At 39.9% G+C, this 21,010-nt stretch carries 22 protein-coding genes and 1 pseudogene; 19 read left to right on the forward strand and 4 right to left on the reverse strand.

From position 1 onward, the window contains the following. Nucleotides 1–18 precede the first annotated feature (18 nt). Nucleotides 19–1,110, reverse strand: coding sequence for an FtsW/RodA/SpoVE family cell cycle protein (locus DWW86_RS14145; protein ID WP_117943760.1), 1,092 nt, complete (start codon nt 1,108–1,110; stop codon nt 19–21). Nucleotides 1,111–1,234: 124 nt separating this feature from the next. On the opposite strand from DWW86_RS14145, the gene DWW86_RS14150 reads away from it, so the two are divergent. The 6 genes and pseudogenes from DWW86_RS14150 to DWW86_RS14175 all read left to right on the forward strand — a co-directional run bounded on the left by DWW86_RS14150 (nt 1,235) and on the right by DWW86_RS14175 (nt 5,543). Further along, nucleotides 1,235–1,921: a DNA alkylation repair protein gene (locus tag DWW86_RS14150; RefSeq protein WP_181985366.1), complete on the forward strand. Its 687-nt coding sequence runs from the start codon at nt 1,235–1,237 to the stop codon at nt 1,919–1,921. A 67-nt stretch (nt 1,922–1,988) separates the two neighbouring features. Beyond that, nucleotides 1,989–2,114, forward strand: a pseudogene (locus DWW86_RS14155) (sporulation transcriptional regulator SpoIIID); the annotation flags it as partial. Between the two features lie 55 nt (nt 2,115–2,169). Next, complete coding sequence (locus DWW86_RS14160) at nt 2,170–2,547, forward strand: TnpV protein (RefSeq protein WP_008707145.1); 378 nt, start codon at nt 2,170–2,172, stop codon at nt 2,545–2,547. A 130-nt stretch (nt 2,548–2,677) separates the two neighbouring features. Further along, nucleotides 2,678–3,046: a BlaI/MecI/CopY family transcriptional regulator gene (locus DWW86_RS14165; RefSeq protein WP_008707144.1), complete on the forward strand. Its 369-nt coding sequence runs from the start codon at nt 2,678–2,680 to the stop codon at nt 3,044–3,046. A 25-nt stretch (nt 3,047–3,071) separates the two neighbouring features. Next, nucleotides 3,072–5,081, forward strand: a complete 2,010-nt coding sequence (locus DWW86_RS14170; RefSeq protein WP_081018946.1) for a M56 family metallopeptidase — start codon at nt 3,072–3,074, stop codon at nt 5,079–5,081. Between the two features lie 30 nt (nt 5,082–5,111). Beyond that, complete coding sequence (locus DWW86_RS14175; protein WP_020993285.1) at nt 5,112–5,543, forward strand: winged helix-turn-helix domain-containing protein; 432 nt, start codon at nt 5,112–5,114, stop codon at nt 5,541–5,543. A 30-nt stretch (nt 5,544–5,573) separates the two neighbouring features. Here the strand turns inward: DWW86_RS14175 and DWW86_RS14180 are convergent, their stop codons facing one another. Then, nucleotides 5,574–6,617 carry a DUF6076 domain-containing protein gene (locus DWW86_RS14180; protein ID WP_025577902.1) on the reverse strand — a complete coding sequence of 348 codons (1,044 nt, stop codon included), beginning with the start codon at nt 6,615–6,617 and terminating at the stop codon, nt 5,574–5,576. A 316-nt stretch (nt 6,618–6,933) separates the two neighbouring features. Here DWW86_RS14180 and DWW86_RS14185 point away from each other — a divergent pair, with 316 nt between their 5' ends. The 10 genes from DWW86_RS14185 to DWW86_RS14225 all read left to right on the forward strand — a co-directional run bounded on the left by DWW86_RS14185 (nt 6,934) and on the right by DWW86_RS14225 (nt 16,395). After that, nucleotides 6,934–7,158: a helix-turn-helix domain-containing protein gene (locus DWW86_RS14185; RefSeq protein WP_008707138.1), complete on the forward strand. Its 225-nt coding sequence runs from the start codon at nt 6,934–6,936 to the stop codon at nt 7,156–7,158. Nucleotides 7,159–7,338: 180 nt separating this feature from the next. Continuing rightward, on the forward strand, nt 7,339–8,577 hold the full coding sequence (locus DWW86_RS14190) for a plasmid recombination protein (RefSeq protein ID WP_008707136.1): 1,239 nt from the start codon (nt 7,339–7,341) through the stop codon (nt 8,575–8,577). A gap of 21 nt (nt 8,578–8,598) precedes the next feature. After that, complete coding sequence (locus tag DWW86_RS14195) at nt 8,599–9,303, forward strand: CHC2 zinc finger domain-containing protein (protein WP_117943762.1); 705 nt, start codon at nt 8,599–8,601, stop codon at nt 9,301–9,303. Continuing rightward, nucleotides 9,212–10,561, forward strand: coding sequence for a virulence-associated E family protein (locus DWW86_RS14200; protein ID WP_008707132.1), 1,350 nt, complete (start codon nt 9,212–9,214; stop codon nt 10,559–10,561). The genes DWW86_RS14195 and DWW86_RS14200 overlap by 92 nt, the downstream gene beginning before the upstream one ends. A 307-nt stretch (nt 10,562–10,868) precedes the next feature. Beyond that, complete coding sequence (locus DWW86_RS17175) at nt 10,869–11,045, forward strand: hypothetical protein (protein ID WP_171030313.1); 177 nt, start codon at nt 10,869–10,871, stop codon at nt 11,043–11,045. 128 nt (nt 11,046–11,173) lie between these two features. Continuing rightward, nucleotides 11,174–12,850: a DUF8451 domain-containing protein gene (locus tag DWW86_RS14205; protein ID WP_117593511.1), complete on the forward strand. Its 1,677-nt coding sequence runs from the start codon at nt 11,174–11,176 to the stop codon at nt 12,848–12,850. 27 nt (nt 12,851–12,877) lie between these two features. Beyond that, nucleotides 12,878–13,426 carry a hypothetical protein gene (locus DWW86_RS14210; RefSeq protein WP_117943763.1) on the forward strand — a complete coding sequence of 183 codons (549 nt, stop codon included), beginning with the start codon at nt 12,878–12,880 and terminating at the stop codon, nt 13,424–13,426. Then, a complete protein-coding gene (locus DWW86_RS14215) occupies nt 13,423–14,601 on the forward strand; it encodes a hypothetical protein (RefSeq protein WP_117943764.1) in 1,179 nt (392 codons plus the stop codon). Before DWW86_RS14210 ends, DWW86_RS14215 begins: the two co-directional genes overlap by 4 nt. Nucleotides 14,602–14,720: 119 nt before the next feature. Then, on the forward strand, nt 14,721–16,256 hold the full coding sequence (locus tag DWW86_RS14220) for a recombinase family protein (protein ID WP_117943765.1): 1,536 nt from the start codon (nt 14,721–14,723) through the stop codon (nt 16,254–16,256). Then, the gene (locus DWW86_RS14225; RefSeq protein ID WP_117943766.1) at nt 16,240–16,395 is read left to right on the forward strand and encodes a sporulation transcriptional regulator SpoIIID; all 156 of its coding nucleotides are present in this window, start codon (nt 16,240–16,242) and stop codon (nt 16,393–16,395) included. Before DWW86_RS14220 ends, DWW86_RS14225 begins: the two co-directional genes overlap by 17 nt. Nucleotides 16,396–16,452: 57 nt before the next feature. Here the strand turns inward: DWW86_RS14225 and DWW86_RS14230 are convergent, their stop codons facing one another. After that, on the reverse strand, nt 16,453–17,541 hold the full coding sequence (locus tag DWW86_RS14230) for a pyridoxal phosphate-dependent aminotransferase (RefSeq protein WP_117943767.1): 1,089 nt from the start codon (nt 17,539–17,541) through the stop codon (nt 16,453–16,455). Nucleotides 17,542–17,721: 180 nt separating this feature from the next. Here DWW86_RS14230 and DWW86_RS14235 point away from each other — a divergent pair, with 180 nt between their 5' ends. The 3 genes from DWW86_RS14235 (at nt 17,722) to DWW86_RS14245 (ending at nt 19,376) form a co-directional block, all read left to right on the forward strand. Beyond that, entirely contained in the window at nt 17,722–17,973 is a 252-nt protein-coding gene (locus DWW86_RS14235) for a kinase (protein ID WP_117943768.1), read from the forward strand. 14 nt (nt 17,974–17,987) lie between these two features. Then, nucleotides 17,988–18,551 (forward strand): GNAT family N-acetyltransferase, encoded by a 564-nt coding sequence (locus DWW86_RS14240; RefSeq protein WP_117943769.1) that lies wholly within the window; start codon nt 17,988–17,990, stop codon nt 18,549–18,551. Nucleotides 18,552–18,617: 66 nt separating this feature from the next. Further along, nucleotides 18,618–19,376 (forward strand): sulfite exporter TauE/SafE family protein, encoded by a 759-nt coding sequence (locus DWW86_RS14245; RefSeq protein ID WP_117943807.1) that lies wholly within the window; start codon nt 18,618–18,620, stop codon nt 19,374–19,376. A gap of 58 nt (nt 19,377–19,434) precedes the next feature. Here DWW86_RS14245 and DWW86_RS14250 read toward each other — a convergent pair whose 3' ends face one another. Next, on the reverse strand, nt 19,435–20,988 hold the full coding sequence (locus tag DWW86_RS14250; protein WP_181985367.1) for a CDP-glycerol glycerophosphotransferase family protein: 1,554 nt from the start codon (nt 20,986–20,988) through the stop codon (nt 19,435–19,437). Between the last annotated feature and the right edge of the window lie 22 nt (nt 20,989–21,010).

A 21,010-nucleotide genomic window follows, 5' to 3' on the forward strand; every position in this document is an offset into this window, starting at 1 on the left:
GATATCATAGTGAAACTGCTATTTTCGGTAACGGCTTATATTCAGGGCGATACCCATTTCTCCGAGGAGAAAGACGATGGAAGTGCCACCGTAACTGATGAAGGGAAGTGTGATTCCGGTGTTGGGAATTGTGTTGGTGACAACGGCAATGTTCAGAATGACCTGAATCGCCAGATGTCCCATGATCCCGGCGGAGAGCAGTGCCCCGGAAAGCTCCTGACAATGCATGGAGATCACGCAGAGCCGCCAGAGCAGCAGGGCGAAGATCAGAATCAGGATAATGGCACCTGCAAGCCCTGTTTCTTCACATATAATTGAAAAAATCATATCATTCTGGGCTTCGGGGACGAAGCCCAGTTTTTGTATGCTGTTTCCGAGACCACGGCCAAAAAGCCCACCGCTCCCGATCGCATAAAGTCCCTGAATGGTCTGGAATCCTTTTTCATATTTTTCCGGATCACGCCAGATAGCGAGACGTTCCAGACGGTAGCTTTCTGCGGCGAGAAAGACTGCGATAAAACCGATGCCGGCACTGCCGAGCGCGACGAACTGCATGTAGCGTGGACTGGAAGCGAAGATCAGAATGACACCGATTCCGAGAATGATGATCGCGGTACTTAAGTTGTTGGAACCGACCAGACCTGTGATGGGGAGTAGAGTCAGCATCGTGCGGCACATGAACCAGAAGCCGTCCGTTCGTCTGCGGGAGTTTTCTATCTGCCAGGTGAGAAAGAGAATGACAGCGACTTTGGCAAACTCTGAAGGCTGGAAGGAAAGAGGACCGAGATTCAGCCAGCGTTTTGAACCGTTGATCTCCTGTCCGACAAGCAGCACTGTGGTAGAGAGAAGCAGGGAGAGCAGATAGGCAGCAGGCGCAAGCCGGACAAAAAAGCGATAATTCATGGTGGAGATTATATACATGGCACCAAGACCGAGTGAGGTGGCGAAAAGCTGTTTTTTGAAGTAATAGGCAGAGTCATGGAAGCGAACCCGGCCGTTATATTCGCTGGCACTTAAGAGGATGATCAGCCCAAAAACAGCCAGGACAAGAACGAGGATCAGAAGGGCAGTATCAACGGGTGGCTGTGTGTTCTTTTTCTGATCGGACATGAAGCACCCCAAAAGTCTTTTATTAAATGCTATATGAAAAATGCCGAAAATATACATGAAGGATTGTACAAAAATAATGGTGTGCTATAATTTTGAATATATCAAACGAAGGCAGAATAAGATTATGGGTTTCATAGAAAAGCTGGAAAAGAAATTATTTGAAATGCAGGATCTGAAATACAGGGATTTTCACAGCAGGCTGCTTCCGGGAATCGACAAAGAAACGATTATCGGGATCCGCACACCGGAGCTTCGAAAATTTACAAAAGAGTATGCAAAGACTCCGGAGGCAGAGCTTTTTATGCAGGAGTTGCCACACAGATATTATGAAGAGAACAATATGCATATAATGATCGCATCGTGGATAAAAGATTACGAAAAATGCCTTGCGGAAGTGAAAAGATTTCTTCCGTATGTAAATAACTGGGCAACCTGTGACCTCCCTGCACCAAAGATTTTTGTAAAACATAAAGATGAATTGCTTCCGGAGATCCGCAGCTGGATTGCGTCAGATGAGACTTATACGATCCGTTATGGAATCGGCATGCTGATGACATTTTATCTGGATGAAGATTTCAGACCGGAATATCTGAAAATGGCAGCAGATGTCGAATCTGAAGAATATTATGTAAATATGATGATCGCATGGTATCTTGCAACGGCGCTTGCGAAGCAGTGGGATGCCACCATTCCATATCTGGAAGAACGTAAGTTGTCAGAGTGGGTGCACCGTAAGACTATCCAGAAAGCAATCGAGAGCTACCGGATCACACCGGAGCAGAAGGAGTATCTGAAGACCCTGCGAAAATAGCACAGAAGACATACCACAAAAATCCTCCGCATACACTGTAAAAACAGTGCCTTCGGAGGATTTTTCTTTGAAAGATTACATCGAAGAACGTGCAGTGGAAATTGCGTACTACATAATAGAAACGAAAGCGACGGTACGGCAGACGGCAAAAAAATTCGGGATAAGCAAGAGTACGGTACATATGGAAGTAACAATATAGAACGGTTCGTTTGGGTAATAGAATAAGAAAAACCAAGGAGGAACGAACCATGAAGGATTTGAAAACAAGAATTACGGAGAATGGCATTGATTATGTACTTGTCGGGGATTATTATATCCCAGACTTGAAGCTGCCGGAGGAAAAGCGATCTATCGGTAAGTGGGGACGAATGCACAGGGAGTATCTGAAAAAGCAGTGCTACGGTAGATATTCCAGTTTACTGCTGACCGGAAAACTTTGGAGCTATCTGGAGGATTTGGACGAACAAGCGGAGGAACGGTTTACGTGTATTGTTGATCAGATGAAAGCGGCTGAGGGAGTGACGGAGGAATTGAAGCGGAAAGATGCTATGCTTTGGGTACAACGGTGTAATAATATTAGAAACAGAGCAGAAGAAATTGTACTGAACGAAATGGTTTATATTTAGTATGGAGCAGTCAGCCGAAAGGCTGGCTGTTTTTCTTTTCCTAGCGACAGAAAATGATTGACAATGTTATAAGACTGTGGTAGTCTGAAAACAAGAACAGACTACTGTAGTCTTATAGGAGGCGAAACAAGTGACAGAGGAAAATATCAAACTTTTTGATTCGGAATTAAAGGTAATGGATGTTCTGTGGAAGGATGGTGACGTGCCAGCGAAATATGTTGCAGATACTTTAAACAGAGAAGTCGGCTGGAATAAAAACACAACGTATACATTGATTAAGCGGTGTATCAATAAAGGCGCGATTGAACGAACGGAACCGGGATTTATGTGCCATGCGCTTATAGCAAAAGAACAGGTACAGGATCTGGAAACAGATGAACTTATTGATAAGATATATGATGGATCTGTTGACAAGTTGTTTGCGGCACTTCTTGGCAGAAAAAAACTTTCTATGGAGCAGATTAAGAACCTGAAGCAGATCGTCAGTGAATTGGAATGAGGTGATGTATATGAGCCTGCTGCAAATGAGTTTTCTGGGAACGGTTATTATTTTACTTATTGTGGTATTAAGGGCTGTGCTTATCAACAGATTACCGAAGAAAACATTTTTGATTTTATGGTGGATTGCATTAATACGGTTATTAGTTCCATTTTCCATAAAATCAGTCACAAGTATTTATTCTCTGTTGCAGAGTATTTATTCTGATATAAACCCAGTGAGAACGGCGCAAACGACAACATTTTTACCCATTCATGGGAATATGCCTGAGATAGCAAATGGATTATCAGAGGCTATGGTACAGAGAACAGAATCCATTTCGATTTTGAGTGTAATATGGCTGGCAGGTCTGTTACTTTGTTTTGGATTTTTTGCGGTTTCCTATATAAAATGTTATCGGGAATTTCGATTTTCGCTGCCTGTTGAAAATGATATTTTGGAAGCATGGAAGGAAAAACATCCACTAAAAAGGAGTCTATCCATCCGGCAGACAGAAACCATAGCTGCACCACTTTCTTATGGTGTGATTCGCCCAGTTATTTTAATGCCGAAAAATACAGAATGGAAAAATATTTATCAGCTTCGTTATGTGTTGGAACATGAATATGTGCATATCAGACGGCTTGATATGCTTACAAAGCTGATAATGATTGCTGCAGTATGCATTCATTGGTTTAATCCTCTTGTGTGGGTAATGTATATTCTTTTTAACAGAGATTTGGAATTATCCTGTGACGAAACCGTAGTCCGTAGATTTGGAATGGATATAAAGTCGGTATATGCAACTGCTTTAATATCTATGGAAGAAAAAAAGAGCGGACTGACACCATTATGTAACAGTTTCAGTAAAAATGCGATTGAAGAGAGGATAAGAGCAATTATGAAGATAAAGAAGACATCTAAGTTTGCAGTAATTATAAGTGCAGTATTGGTAATTTGCGTGACAGGTGGATTTGCAACTTCCGCATCATCCTTGGAGAAAAAGACAGAGACAGCGCAAGAAAACGGTGAAACAACAGTTGCTTTAAACGAAGTGAATATCCGGGAAGATGAATCACTTTCAAGTTCGGATGTGGAATGGTGGACAGCAGAAGAGTATGCGAAATGGCTGGACGAGGAAAAAGAAGTTCTGCAGTCTATGATTGGTGAAAAAGCTTATACAGGCGGCGACGGATGGTTTGTATGGACACAGGAAAAGGTAGATGAGACGATTGCACTTTATGAGGATAATCTTCAAAAAATAAAAGATGGGATGAAGTTGTCGAAATCATCTGATGATGCAGTGGGAATTACAATGGCATATTCTCCGGAAAATATAGAATATGCGAAGCAGGAAGCAGAAACGGTCACCGAAAATAAAGACAGTAATGAAAATGTATTCAGCGAAGAACAGCTTTCTGAATATGCAAAAGCGGGAATAACTTACCAGAAAGAAACAGGATTTCTGATGTATGATGGAAAGACCATTGGATATTTCCGGGATGAGTTTAAGCCGGGTACTTATACAATAAGTTCCAAACGTGGAGGTACGCTTCGAGTTGAAGTGCAAAGGGAAAACTATGGCACCATCACAGACGTAAAGGCAGAACCGTTATCAGATGATTTTTGGTCAGAACCGGCAGTATTGGTTGAAAGTTCCGGCGGAGAAGCTGTAACTGCAGATGAAATGAAAGGATCTGTTTTTGAAGAAGGAGGAAGTGAGAACATAGCGGCTGATGACATGGGCGAATATAGCAGTGAAGAGGGAAAAGGTCTTAATATTGCTGTTCCACAGGAGTATGCTGATTATGGAGTATCTTGTGATGCTCAAGGAAACTGGGTTTATAATGGTAAGATTATAGCAGATTTATATGATGAGGGAAGGGGAATCTTTTCTAACAGCAACGGAACTATGTACATTGAAGTAACGAGAGACAAAAGTGGAAAGATCAGCAGCTTTCAAAAAGTAAGCAAAAATAGAATGCAGGAATTATTTACTGAATTTAATCCGGAAGCGGAAACATTTGATGGATATACTTCAGAGGCGAAACATTAAGTTAGTATTAAATGAAACGAGGACGATTAGGTGGGAAAAATATTGCTGGTATCATTCGAGGGAGCTGAGGAAGATTTGGTAAATTCTGTTATTTCTGTGTTAGATTCCGGCAGAGAGAAATTTCTTTTTCAGGAAATACAATTTCAATCGAAAATATGGCATAAGGGTATAGCGATTGATTTGAAACGGAGAGAAGTCGTTCGTGATAATAGAAAAATAGAATTAACTTACACCGAGTTTGAAATCCTGCAGTTATTAGCACAAAATCCAGGAAGAGTATTTAGTAAAGAACAGATTTATGATATAGTCTGGAAAGAATCCTATTTTGGCGATTACAATATAGTAATGAGCCATATCAGTCATATTCGTGAGAAAATAGAAGATGATCCGGGTAACCCGGTATATATTCAAACCGTCTGGGGTGTAGGATACAAGTTCAATGAGAAGGCAGGCAGCGAGTAAATTCGCTGCCTTTCCTTTACAGGGATGGATTCAGATTTTGCTGAGTTTTAAGATAATATTGCTCTGCTGATACAACCAGTCTGTGAATTCTGTCGGACTGGTTGCTCCTGCCTTTACAGCTTTCTTACGCTGCAGAGCTTCTTTCTTAAAAAGGTCAAACGCATTTTTCATTTCTTCCAGGCGTTCAATCGGAAAATTAGCAGTTTTTTGGGACTTATTGATTTTATTACGCCAATTCTGGCATTCATTTTTATAAAGCAGATCATAGTTATTTTCTCTGGCTCGTTCATCAAACTCCCTTTTGTTTTGAAGTGCCTGTGCTTTACGGCACTTATCACTGCACAGTTCATAACGCTGGCTTTTTGCCAGAAAATATTTTCCACAGACTTTGCACTGACGGAAACAAAGGCCCCAGTCATTCAGTCGATTCAAGTAATAAGTGATAAGCGGATAAAAAGAGCTATAGGCAGCTACGCATTCTGTTCTGCGCCTATTATCCGGAAACCAAAGTTCAAGTCGAGTGATTTCAGCAGGAGTGTTGCGGAAATAAAGACTGCCAGTATGAAAACGTTCTGGTTTTCCGGTATCAGAATTAAAATTCATGACATTTTCTGTTTGGAATGCCTGAGTCAAAATTTGGATTTTTTCTATAAAACGATCACAGGCAGTATTACGGTCACGATATTCCCTTGTAACAAGATATTCATTCCAAATACGGAATGTAGCATACATTCTCACCGGATCACCGGTGAGATATTTTTTTGCCAGAAAATCACCAGCAGTCTGTTCCAGTGCAGGCTGTTTCCAACGGTTAGTGTGCAATGCATCACGTAGGGGAGCAAGTCCATATATATTCCAGTTCTTTTCTTTATCATATTCAAAATCTATCAGAAAACGTCCTAGAGGACGTGTTATATCATATATGACATCGTTATCTTTATTTCCGTCCAGTCGAAAACGGATTTGCTGTTCCGTTCCGATTAAAATTCGCTCCTTCATTTTGTCTCTATCCAATGCCAGAACGAAGAGGATGTGGTCGTAGCAAGGTTCTTGCCTTATAAATTGATAAGCCATTTCTATTTGCTCCTGTTTTGTATGGTAATTTTAAAAAATATAATATTAGTTACATTTATGGTATCGCGAAAGTATTGAAAAGTCAAGATGAGATTGATAAGATACGATTGAATGGTAATTTCGTACTATGCAGTGTACTTTGACAACTTTATGACCGTCTAACCTGAGATAAACCGCCATGACCTTCGATAAAAGAAGTGAGCGCATCCGAATGGATGACGTGTTGTATGCCTTGACAGCAGTATGACTCAGGAAACAGGAAAGAGAAAACGGCAATGAGAAGCTAAAAAAATGAGATCAAAAATGGAGGAACAACATGAGTGAAAATAAGAGATTAAACAATTATGATGAACTGCCTCTTGTACTGGATGTGGCTGATATTCAGCGGATTATGGGGATTTCCAGAGTAACGGCTTATGAACTGGTTCATACACCCGGTTTTCCGGCATTTCGAAGCGGCAGATTAATTAAGGTTAGTAAAATTGCTTTTTTCGAATGGATGGCAAAGGGGAATGGAAGGGTGCCGGAGAATAGTAACTAAATCTGGAGCAGAGCGGAGAGCGAAGTCTTTTGTGCAGGTTAAGGGCGGCAGCCATTGCCCAGTGAGTTGATGCGTGCGTCTACTCGTACTGGGTATTACCTGACGCAAATTCACGCAGGTTTGCAGCTTCGCTGCCTTATTTAATTTGGAAAAACGTGAAAAAGGAGGGCAAGAAAATTATTGAAAGCAACAAGACACAATGGACGCTCCGGGAAAAATGGCACTTATAATCCCAGGCATAATGATCGCCGTTTCGACTTGGAAAACAGTGAACATATTGATGCTGGAAGAGTCAGAGAAAATATTTACTGGGACTGTTACCGTGGCTATACCACAATGCAGAACAGGGAAGAAGATTCTCAGGATATCAGTTTTGAGAAAATTGAATGTACTTTTTATCAGGAACATTATGGAAAATATATAGAAGCGCAGAATGAAAGAAATGCAAGAACCCGTCATACAGAGCGTAACCGATCTGTGGAAGATTTACTAAAGAACAATAAAACCTGTCCAGAGGAAACTATTTTTCAAATAGGAACAGTAGAAGAATCTGTTTCCTATGAAATATTACTTGCGGTCGTACAGGACTTTACAAAGCAGTTCACAAATCGGTTCGGTTCTCATGTCCATATTCTGGACTGGGCACTGCATTTGGACGAAGGAACGCCGCACATTCATGAACGTCATGTTTTTGATTGTGAGAATAAGTACGGGGAAATCTGTCCCCAGCAGGAAAAAGCACTGGAAGAATTAGGGATTGCACTTCCAAAACCGGATAAACCTAAAGGCCGCAATAATAATCGAAAGCAGACTTTTGATGCTATTTGCCGGACAATGCTTTTTGATATAACTCGAAAATACGGGTTGCATCTGGAAGAAGAACCGTCTTATGGAGGGCGAGATTATCTTGAAAAGCAGGATTATATCCTGTTTAAGCAAAAGGAACAGATGAAAAACCAGACAGAAATACTGGATACACTTACTTTGAAAATTGAAGAAGTAGAAGCTTTGATCGATGAAGTTTCAGATATTGCTTACGACAAAGCTGTGGAGGTTGTGACGGATGAGGTCAGAGTGGAAACCCATAAAGAAGACATTCGTCTGGTAGAACAGTCAAAGGCGTGGGTGCTTTCCCCTGAGCGCAAGGCTTCCCAAAAAGAAAGAACTTATGCTGTAAGTCGATTGGACGGAGTAATTACCAAAATTACAAAAGCTATGCAGACAGCAGTTAAAACAATCCAGACCACGCTGATAAAACCGGAAGTCAAAAAGGTGAATACCGAACAGATTAAGAAAAAAGCCAGAAGTTCCATTCTGGATAGGCTGGCAAAAGCAAAAATTACTGCGGAACAGGAGAACCGAGAGCGATGGGAACACGAAGGAAGAACTAAATTGGGAAGGAACGATATGGAGTTGTGATGTAAAGAAAAGAGGAAAAGGATGAATATACTTGAAGCAGTTAAACAGTCTGTGACTACCCGGCAGGCTGCAGAAAGCTATGGAATACGGGTAAACAAGAATGGAATGGCGGTCTGTCCATTTCACCGTGACAAGAATCCAAGCATGAAAGTGGACAGGCGTTTTCATTGTTTCGGATGTCAGGCAGATGGGGATGTGATTGATTTTACGGCACACTTGTACAATTTAAAACCAAAAGAGGCGGCAGAGAAATTGGCAAGAGATTTTTCTATACATTATGAGAACATGGGGCACAGCCCGCCACAGAGAAAACAAATCAAACGACAGCTAACACAGGAACAGAGGTATCTGCAGGCAGAAAATAGATATTTCCGTGCACTGGCAGATTACCTGCATTTGTTGAAACAGTGGAAAGAAGAGTGTGCTCCGAAACAGGTGGAAGATGTCTGGCATCCGCTGTTTATGGAGGCATTGGAAAAAATATCAGAAACAGAGTACCTGTTGGATACATTATTATCAGGCACATTAGAAGAACGAGTTGCCGTAGTGGTGGCTCATGGGAAGGAGGTGACAGCGATTGAACAGAGAATTTCAGACTTTATCACCACAGACACGACAGGAATTGTGCGAAGTAATGGATATAATGGAAACGGAGTTGACAGTAGAGGAAATCAGAGAACAACTGGAAATGACACAGAAGGGTGCTGTGAAAAACAATCGGCATAACTGTAAGCTAATTTTAGAACATGATCCTCTGTTAAAAGATGTATTCCGGCACAATATTTTGACTGAGCAGACAGACATTGTAAAACCCGTGTGGTGGGAACGGATAAGCCCGGCATTCACAGATATGGATTTGAACTATATTATGCTTTATTTGGAAGAGACTTACGGTCTGACGATGGATAAGATTGTGCAGAAAAGTATTGTCCATCAGGCAGATCGGAACAAATATCACCCTGTCCGGGATTATTTGAACAGTCTGCAATGGGATGGGCAGGAACGTATCCGCTATGTGCTGCATCATTTTCTTGGTGCACCTGTGGATGAGTTGACCTATGAAAGTATGAAAATGTTTTTGCTGGGAGCTATTGCCCGTGCGTTCCGCCCCGGAATTAAGTTTGAATATATGCTCTGTCTGGTCGGGGGTCAGGGCGTGGGAAAATCTACATTTTTTCGTTTCATGGCAGTAAAGGATGACTGGTTCACTGATGACATCGGCAAACTGGATTCGGAAAAAGTTTATTGTCAGCTTCGTGGTCATTGGATGATTGAAATGTCTGAAATGGTCGCAACGGCACGCTCTAAGAGTATTGAGGAAACAAAGAGCTTTCTGAGCAGGCAGAAAGAGACTTATCGGGATTCTTATGCAGTATATGCTCTTGATCGTCCGAGGCAATGTGTATTTGGAGGAACATCCAATATTAAGCGATTCCTGCCGTTTGACCGTACCGGAAATCGAAGATTCGTTCCGGTTCAGACGAACCGGGCAGAGATGGAGGTTCATATCCTCGAAAATGAGAAGGAATCCAGACAGTATATTGATCAGGTGTGGGCGGAAGCAATGATGTTGTACCGTAATGGAAATTTTAAACTGGCGTTTTCAAAGGAAACAGAAACACAGCTTGATAAACTGCGGCAGGAGTTCATGGCGGATGATACGGAAGCCGGAATGATACAGGCATGGCTGGATGAACATGAAGACAGAAAAGTCTGTTCATTGATGCTTTTTAAAGAGGCACTGGACAATCCTTATGTAAAGCCGAAGAAGGCGGAGACAGACCGCATCTGTGAAATCATGAATACAAGCATTGTGGGTTGGAAACAGGGGACGATGACAAGATTCAAGGATTACGGTACACAGCGTTCGTGGGTATGTGTAAACGAAAACTGTAAACGAGACGCAAAAGACTTAAAAAATGAAAATGACTGGCATCCGATTACTGAGAAGGAAGCCCGGCAGGTGGAGTTACCTTTCCAGTAAAATGCCAGTCAGGTTTACGGTAGTTGGCGTGTTGTTTACACTTTTTTCTATGGATATTGCTTTGACTTGTAGAATTTGTAAACAGTAAACAGATATATAAGAGTAATTTGGTATTGAGGAAAGAAAACTGAAAAAACAAAAAGAATTAGATTTTTTGGAGTTTGTTTACAGCGGTGGTTTACAACAGGGATGCCCCTTTGACCGGCATCTATTTAAGTTGAACAGGAATGGCATTTGGCAGGACTATTTCAAAAAACATTTTCATAGTTATGGACAAAGACATACGGGAGGAGGTGGAAATTCCGCTATGAAAAAGAGAAAACTTAATTATCGATTCCATAATCCAAACACTGCGGAAGTAACCGCCGACTATCTGTTAAAGATATTGATTGAAGCAAATGCAAGTAAGGTGGAACAGGCAATACAAGAAGCAGCGGATGAGCTTCCCAATGAACCAAAACATGATGGAGGGTGTCCTGCGTAGCGCGTGGGATGCCTTTTATTTTTTTGCTATTGCTTGTGTTCTGTCTGAAAATCAGTTAAAATTAGTTCTAGAAAGTCATAGATTAGTCATAGAATTTAGTCATAGAAAATTTTGAAAGGCGGAAGAATATGATATATACGGATAGCCAATTAAAAGAAAAGATTGTTCGCATGATAGAATCTTTTGAAAATGAAGTTGTAGAATTTAAAGAAGCACGCACAAATTATTCGTTTAATGACATTGGTAAATATTTTTCTGCACTTAGCAATGAAGCAAATCTTCGGGGATTACAGGAGGCGTGGCTGATTTTCGGAATTTCGGATGATAAACGATATGTAGGAACGGAATTTCGGAAACAGGGAAGTCTGCAAAGTTTGAAAAAGGAAATCGTAAATGGAACCAATGAACGATTGACATTTCTGGAGATATACGAACTGACAATGGAAAAATGTCGAGTGATAGCATTTCAAATTCCTCCAGCTATTAGGGGGATTCCGACAACATGGCAAGGGGCAGCGTATGCCAGAGAGCATGAATCTATATCACCGCTTCCGATGAATAAAGTAGATCTACTTAGAAGTCAAATAGGAATGGATTGGTCAAAAGAAATTGTAGAAGATGCAACGATAGAAGACTTGGATGAAGAAGCGATTAAAAGAGCAAGAGAACTTTTCTCAAAACGTCAGAGTGATCGAAAAAAAGCACAGGAAGTTTTAAAGAAACTGTCTGATATTGAGGTTTTAAATAAAGCTGGTATTACAATAAAAGGAAAAATCACCAGAACGGCATTATTGTTATTAGGAAAAAGTGAGGCTAAATATTTCTTTGATGGCTTTATTCCTAGAATTACCTGGACACTTTATAATGCAGATAATTCGGTAAAAGCTTATGAACATTTTGATATACCGATGTTAATGGCAGTGGATAAGGTATATTCCAGGATCAGAAATGTAAAGTATCGTTATATTGCCGGACAGCAGACTTTGTTTCCGGATGAAGTAGATCAATATGAACCAGAGCTGATCAAAGAGATTATTAATAACTGTATTGCTCATCAGGACTATCGCTTGCGTGGAAAAATCAACGTAGAGGAATTTGAGGACAGACTGGTATTTATCAATGAGGGGGCTTTTATACCAGAAACTATTGAACAAGCACTGGAACCGGGATATAAACCACCGTATTATCGAAATGTGTTTTTGTGTAACGCAATGGTAAATCTGTATATGATTGATACAAATTCAATGGGAATACCAATGATGTATCAGATACAGCGTGATAAATGCTTCCCATTGCCGACATATGATTTGAACACAATTAATAGAGTTACAGTGACTGTGTACGGAAAGATATTGGATAAGAATTATACTCAGCTTTTATATTCCAATGAAGATTTAGATATGAGAACTGTATTTTTGTTGGATAAAGTTCAGAAACAGGAAGTAGTTTCTAAAGAAAGCTTTAAGGATTTGAAGAAAAAAGGTCTTGTGGAAGGACGTTATCCTAATGTTTTTGTATCTTTCAAGGTGGCAGATATTGTCGGACAGAAAGCTGCTTATGTTCGAAATAAAGGGTTAGATGATGATATTTGCAAGCAGTTAATTATAAAAGCACTTCAGTCAATGGGAGAAGCCAGCAAAAGAGATTTAATGGAAGTACTGGAAAAAGCATTGCCAGAAGTACTTAGCGATGAACAGAAATCGAAGAAGGTTTCTAATTTGTTACAGGCAATGAAAAAGGATGGAATTGTTGTTACAACAGGAACTAATAGGTATGCAAAGTGGTACTTGATAAAAAATGATTGATTTACAAAAATGCGAGGGGGATGAAAAATGAAATATATTACACAAGATTGGACATCTACTAAGGATGGATATTTATTTTTTGTTCAAAGACTACAAGAAATGTTGTTTCATTATTCAGATGATATTGTTAAAGCGCCTGTTCATAATACACAAACATTATTAGAAGAATATGTTGATACTGAAAAAGATGTGGTGAAAGGGAGTATTAAGCAATATCAATTAGATATAATTGCAAAAGAGATTAAGTCGAGTTTAATGACAGACGTTATTGTTCGAGAGTTGTATAAATATGAAGTTATTGAAGAGATGGCAAAATTTTTAGATAAAGATCAAAGAACAGCGGTACATTATATATTCAATAAGATACCAAAGAAAAAGTACTATGAAATATGTTGTAAATACTTGAAAGAAAATTTGTCGGAATCAAACCGTAAAACAGAAATTGAAAAAGGACTTCGTGCTTGGCTTGCTTTTTTGCTATGGCATGGATATTCATCGGAATATATATATAGATTCCTGAGAAATATATTTGAGGAAAGTATAAATGATCCAGAAAAAAAGCACAGATTTTTTTGAATAGGTTTGATTTTGAAATTGGTAAATACAAAGTGTACTTTGTTTTTTATGAAAAATTAAAGCCATATCAAAAGTTGTTAAATGAAAGATTGCATATTTCGTTTGAAGATGATGGTTGCTTTAAACAGATTAAAAGAAAGCAAAAGTCCTTTATAGGGGTTATGGAAACAAAGGCATATGATAATTATTCAGCAATGAAACGAGCGTATTCTGCATTAGAAATTTTTTTGAGATATTTAGAAGTTTTTTTGAATGATAATATCAGTGTAATAGGTAAAAACGGATTGGTAATTCGACAAGATACCCAAGAGGGAATAATTCTTCCCGTAAAAGCGTTTGGGTATAAAAGTATCAAGCCTGAGCCACGAGAAAATTTTAAAACTGAAATAGATACAATTGTTTTGGGATGCCAAGAAAAAGGAAAGGAAACTTATTCTCAGCTTAATAAGATTGTTGATTTGCATAATGCGGCATTAAATCAACAAGACTTAAATGATGCATTTCTTAATTTGTGGTCAGCGTTGGAGGTTGCAAGTGTTACAGATAGTTCAAAATCCAAAATTGAAAGCGTTACTGATAATATAGTTTCCATTCTACAAAATGACTATTTCGAATGCATATTTTCTAATATACTTGACGATTTGAAAAATAATTTAGGTAATCGAAAAGTAAGTTTGTTGCTTAAAGATATAACAGAATTCGATAAAGAGATTTGTAAAATCGCAGGCTTTATATTTCTTGAAAAATATGAGAAATATCGAGAAGATTATTTTGCGAATGAGCTTAAGTATTATCCCAATATACGTTATAAAATATATAACTTATATGAGCAAAGAGAAAATCGCGAAAAATTATGGCATCTTTCCGAAAAGTATTGTCAAAGAATTGAATGGCATCTTTATCGCTTATATAGGCTTAGAAATGCTATTGTTCATGCAGGGGAAAGCCATAAACGAATACAAATGTTAGGAGAACATTTGCATATCTATGTGGATCGTGTAATTCTTGAGTTGATGGTTAAATTAGCAAAAGATAAATGCCTTGGGACGATACAAGATGTTTTTACAGATACATATTTGTTATTGAATAAAAAGAAAAAAAATTTAAAAGAACCAGGTAATGTTGATGAACAATCCATTATGCTATTGTTAGAAAATTTTTTTATCGAAGAGTAATGCATATAAGGAATATTCTGAAGAAAGGGTATTCCTTATTTTGCTATTTACAATTATATTTTAGATGGTACAATAAAGTTGTAACAGAACGACTTAAATATAACAGAAAGGTATTAGATATGAATATAGCTGCTTATTGTCGTGTCTCCACTGATAAAGCTGATCAGCTCAACAGTCTGGAAGCTCAAAAGCAATTTTTCTCTGAGTACACCCAGCGTACTGGTGACAACTTAGTTAGATTATATGCAGATGAGGGTATTTCAGGCACGAAAATAAAAAATCGAAAAGAATTTTTACGCATGATGGCTGATGCTGAACATGGACTATTTGATATGGTAGTAGTAAAGGACATCTCTCGCTTTGCCAGAAATACTGTAGACCTTCTGCAGAATGTCCGCAAACTGAAAGCATTAGGAATCGAGACACAGTTTTTGACGGCCAACATGACCAGCATGGGAAACAGTGAATTTGTTCTGACAATCTTCGGTGCATTGGCGCAGGAAGAAAGTGCCAATACTTCAAAGCGTGTGAAATTCGGCAAGAAAATGAATGCTGAAAAAGGACGAGTTCCGAATATTGTGTACGGATATGATAAAACCATTGGAGATTACTTTAATTTGGCAATCAACGAGGAAGAAGCAGCTGTTATCATGCAGATTTATAAATGGTATATCGAAGAAGGATATGGTGCCGCCAAGATTGCAAACATGCTGAATGCGAAAGGCATCCGAACAAAGCGTAATTGTCAGTGGAGCCAGAATGCGACGTGCCGGATTTTAACGAATGAACTTTATACCGGAAAAATTATCAATGGAAAGCAGGAAGTAACTGACTTCCTGACCGGACAGAGAACGGAAAAAGATGAAACGGAGTGGATGGTAACAGAACGTCCGGAACTGCGGATTATTGAGCCGGAAATGTATGAAAAGGCACAGGAGATTTTGGAGTGCAGAAGCAAGACTTTTAAATTAACAAAGGAACGGCAGAGCAATAAGTATTTGTTTTCTACTCTGATTAAATGTAAGGAATGTGGCTGGTCATTTCGACGAACTGTTCGTACTTATAAGAATACTTATATTCGCTGGGTATGTTCCGGTCATAATGGACGTGGGGCGGATAGCTGCCCGAATGCTCAGACAGTGGACGAGGAAGAGTTGATTGAAGTTCTGTCCGAATACTTTTCCGAGCTGCTGAAAGCAAAGAAAAATGTAATTCGTCACGTAACAGGCGAATTCCAGAGGGTTTACAAAGCCAAGGATGAGAACCTGAATTACGAAAAGGAATTGAACGCACAGCTTCACAAGCTTCAAAAAATGCGTCAGAAATACATGGATATGTACACCGATGACCTCATTACACGTGAGGAACTGAATGAAAAAATCGGCGGCACAAAACAGGAAATCGAGCGTCTGGAGAATGAGTTGAAAATGGTTGCTTATCACCTGACAAAAGGTGAACAACTGGAAACAATCTTGAATCGCACGTTTAAAGAGATTGAAGATATTTCCGATGTTCACCAGATGACCAATGCACAGCTTAAACGGATTATCCAGAAAATTGAAGTAGACAAGGATGGTAACGTAGATATTTACTTACGAATCTTCGGTGATTTAGGCTTAGATGAAACCGTTCTAATTAGTGACAACCAAACATAAAGATGTCACAGAACGGCTAAGCGAAATCAATCCCGGCCTTGCAGGGGAAGCCCGTAAGATACTTAATGTCAATAAGGAAGAACGCCACATCCGTGGCGGACTGGCTACCCGGGAGAAGTACCTTCATATGCAACATTGAACCGGCGGACGTACCCTGGCGCCTCCTCGATATGCAATGAAAAAAGAAGCAGCTGGATCACAGCTGCTTCAGTACGTTTAAGAGTTTTGTATTATCGTCGGGCATCATGATGCAGAAGCGGACAAATTCACCGTCCAGACACTGGAAGGAAGAACAGTCGCGGATCATCAGGCCTTTTTTGATGCAGGCCTCAAAGACATCGGCGGAAGTCAGACCGTCCCGGCGGATTTTTAATAAGATAAAATTGGCATAGGCAGGATAAACTTTAAAAGTAGGGATATTTTGAAGTTCCTGCTCCATGCGGTCACGCTCATCGAGAATCAGATCACGCGTTTTCTGAATGTAGTCGTGGTCACGGAGCATCAGCTCTCCGGCAAAGGCACCAAGACTGTTCAGTGACCATGGCGTCTGTTTTTCTCGCATTTTGGAAAGAAATTCCATATTTCCGGTAATTCCGTAACCGAGACGCATGCCCGGTGCAGCATAAAATTTAGAAACACCACGCAGTACCATGAGATTGGTAAATTCTCTGGTCAGAGGAATTGCAGTTATTTCATCGACATCCGGTGCGAACTCTACGTAAGTTTCATCGATCATGACAAAAATATCTTTATCTGCACAGAATGCGATCAGTTTGCGGAGATCTTCCTGCATGATCGCAGAGGAAGTCGGATTATTCGGATTGCAGAGAATCAGGAAATCATAACCGTTTTCCAGAGTTTTGCATAGATCCTCTACATCGAGAGTGAAATTTCGTTCTTCTCGCAGATGATAATATTCCTGTGTGCTTCCGGAGAAAGAGAGTTCTCTGGAATATTCGGAATATGTCGGTCCAAGAATCAGGGTGTGTTTCGGCGCACGTTCCTGAATCAGAAGTGAAATCAGTTCACTGGAACCGTTGCCCGGTAAAATAAATTCAGCGGGAATCCTGCAGTATTCTGAGATCGTATTTCTGAGAGACACATAATCTCTGTCCGGATAGGAAGAAAAAAGATCAACATTTTCTGCAATTGCTCTTTTTACAGAGGCGGAGAGTCCCAGCGGATTGACGTTTGCTCCAAATTTGACGATATCTTCTTTATTTAAATGATAGTAGTCACATATTTTTTCTATGTCACTTCCATGAAAAACCATTTTTGTAGTCATAAGGTTACACTCCTCATTTTTTCGCTATTTACTATAATAAATCATCGAAGCGTTTTTTACAATAGACAACCGTCGAAGATGTGTTATACTAGAAAAACAGATGTTATTGTGAACAGAAACAAACAGACAACATTTGTAATAATATTTACAGCAGACAAAAATGTAAGGTGAGGGATAAATATGAGACTGCAGATTGTACAGGATGCACTGAAACAAAAAAATATCAAGTTTGAATATACCGAAGAAGACGGTTGCGGAAGTCTGGATTTTATGTTCCGCGGACTGAAATTCCATGTGTGGGAATATCACGATGGAATCTGGGGTGCAGAGACAAATATCTATGAGGCAGGCAGAAGTGAGGATATTGAGGGCAATTATGAAGAAAAGATTGCCGGAGAAATTCTGTCATGGCCGGATATGATCAATAATTAAGCAGGAGAGAAAAAATGAAACTTGTAAACATTGCCGATGAAGGCGCAAAATATAAATGGCAGCTTTATGATCTGTATGATAAAGCATTTCCGGAACAGGAGAAAAAGCCCCTGCATGTAATGGAAAAACTGGTAGCAGATGGAAAGATGGAGATGCTTGCCATGGTCGACGAAGATGAATTCGCAGGACTGGCAATCAATCTGATTGATGCGGAGCAGAATCGGGCGCTTCTGGATTATTATGCGGTCGCACCGGAGAAACGAAATTCCGGATATGGAAGCATGGGACTGGAGGCATTGCTTAAAAAGTTCAAAAATCATAAATATATTTTTGAAATAGAAACACAGGATGAAAAAGCAGAAAATGCCGAAGAACGCAAAAGAAGAAAGGATTTTTATCTTCGGAACGGACTTAGGGAGACAGGATTGTTTGTAAATGTGTATGATACGGATTTTGAAATCCTTACACCGGACGGTGAGCTGACTTTCTGGGAATATGTAGATTTTCTGCGAGAAGTAATGTATGAAGAATACGTACAGATTCTTCGCCCGACACTGATCGCGATGAAAAAGAAATAGCAAATAATATAACAGACAGTAATAAAATACAAAGGGAAATTGAGGACAGGGAATGTGGGAGAGAATGTGGTTTTAGTTTATCTGGTAGTATGTTTTTTTGTATTTCTGGCAGGATTTGTAGATTCGATCGCAGGAGGAGGCGGACTGATCTCGCTTCCGGCATATATGATCGCAGGGCTGCCTGTACATACAGCAATTGCAACAAATAAAATGAGCAGTTTTATGGGGACTTCTGTATCGTCTTTTTACTACATGAAAAAAGGCTTTATGAAGTGGAGAATCTGTATTCCTGCTGTTTTTGGTGCGATTGCCGGTTCCTGGATGGGTTCTCATCTGGCACTTCTGATTTCGGAGAGCGTTTTGAAGATTGCCATGCTGATCGTGCTGCCGATAATTTTGTTTTATGTTCTGAGGAGCAACGCGCTTAAAGGAAATGAGGAAAATACAACAGACGTAATTGATGGAATGCTGATTTTTAAATGCGTGATCATTGCGGTCGTAATCGGTGTATATGACGGTATTTACGGACCGGGAACGGGTACATTTCTGATGCTTTTGTTTACGGGATTCTGTCATATGACACTGAATGATGCAGCAGGAACCACAAAAGCGATCAACCTGACAACCAATATCACGGCCCTTGTGGTATTTCTGATCAATGGCAAAGTACTTCTACCACTGGGAATTGCAGCAGGAGTCTGTAATATGGCAGGAAATTATCTCGGAAGCCACAGTTTTACATCTAATGGACACAAGATAGTGAAACCGGTCATGATCGTGGTCATCGTGATCTTCTTTGTCAAAGTACTGACAGAACTGATCTGAATTTGAGAAGTATATAAAAATGAATAAGAATTACAGGAGTACATACAAAAGCCAGAGCTTAATAGCCCTGGCTTTTAATGTATTCATAAGTTCTCTTGCAGTTATCGTGGTCTCTGGCGACAAAAAGATTGTTACGCATTGCGGCATAAGCAGGTTTTTCCTGAAAACCATTTTCTGTATACTCGCGGATGAGACGTATCAGCTCATTCTGATTTGTACAGCGGTCGCCGAACAGGTCTTTTTCCATATTTACATAACTTCCGTTCGTTTCGTTGTACTGTTTCAGATCAAACTGATAAAAAAGTATCGGTTTTTCCAGATAATAAGCATCCCAGCAGGCGCTTGAATAATCTGTGATCATCATGGAACAGCCCATAAGAAGCTGATTCAGAGGCACGGAATTGAAAGAAATCAGTTCGATCAGATTATTATCAGCGTGGAAATTACCAATAAATTCCCTGAGCTTCGGATGAATATAAAATACAAGCCGAATCTGTTTTTCTTTCAGATAATCCAATAACTCCTGATCATTCAGAAGGGAAGTATAGTGCCGATAATAACTGCTCTGACAAAACAGCTCATCATTCTGGCCTTCCAGCCAGCTTCGCCATGTTGGCATCAGCAGTATGAACGGATGTGCCGGATCAGCGGTGTTTTCCAGCTTGTCCCAGCGTGCGAGTCCGGTGACAGGGACTTTGGACGGTTCATATTCCATATGCTGTGTGATGATATTTTTTTCAAATTCAGATGATGCCGTAAAATATGTCACAGGCGAGGAAGAATGCACCCCAAAAAGATTATCTACATTTTTCAGGTAAAGTACTCCGTGCTGAAGAAAATAAAGTTTTTGTTTATTGATCTCTCTTGTGACAGGGTTCGGCATCGGTTTCCAGATATAGGCATGGTGACGTCCGTCCGGAGAAATATACAGATCCGCAGTCAAAAGATACAGAATATGGCGAAAACTTAAGAAAGGGATCACGTTTTTGCTGTATTTCTGCATGTCATTCCACTGAGGAGATTTCCGGTCCAGAATAAAGTAGACATTCTTTTCATTTTGTTTCATACAGTATTCAAAAAAGTAAAAACCATTTTCCTGCGCGGTGACACAGAATTTTTCGTAGATCAGCCATATATGACGTTTCCTGAGGAGTTTACCGAATATTTTATAAATAGCAAAAGCGGACAGTTCCTTTATTCGGAAACTGAGTCGGTCATGTGGCTGCCAGTGACGGCATCGGAGCAGGAAACTGTGACCGGAGCCGCCCATCGGGAAATACACAAAATCACCCCGACGGACATAGTGCCTTCCGAGAAGGAGTGCAAGACGGACTTTGCTGTCAAGAACGGCTGTGTAAACAGTATCGGAAGTCGTGTCCTGAAAAATCAGTGTCCAGTCACCGTCATTTTGTTCCAGAAAAGAGGCGTCAATCTTTAGTACCATTTCTGATGAATTGTCTGTCGACAGTTCTACAGGATGTGAAAAATGAAACCCTGTATTCTGAAAAACGATTGAAGCCTGAAGCTGTATGGCTTTCTCAGGACGACTCAGAAGCAGAATGAGTTTTTTATTTTTTGTTTTTAAGCTTTTAATATGAAGTGTCTGTTCCATAAAAACCTTTCTGAACATGGAA

Origin of the sequence: Ruminococcus sp. AF17-22AC, from assembly GCF_003460065.1 — a bacterium.
Lineage (GTDB): Bacteria > Bacillota > Clostridia > Lachnospirales > Lachnospiraceae > Blautia_A.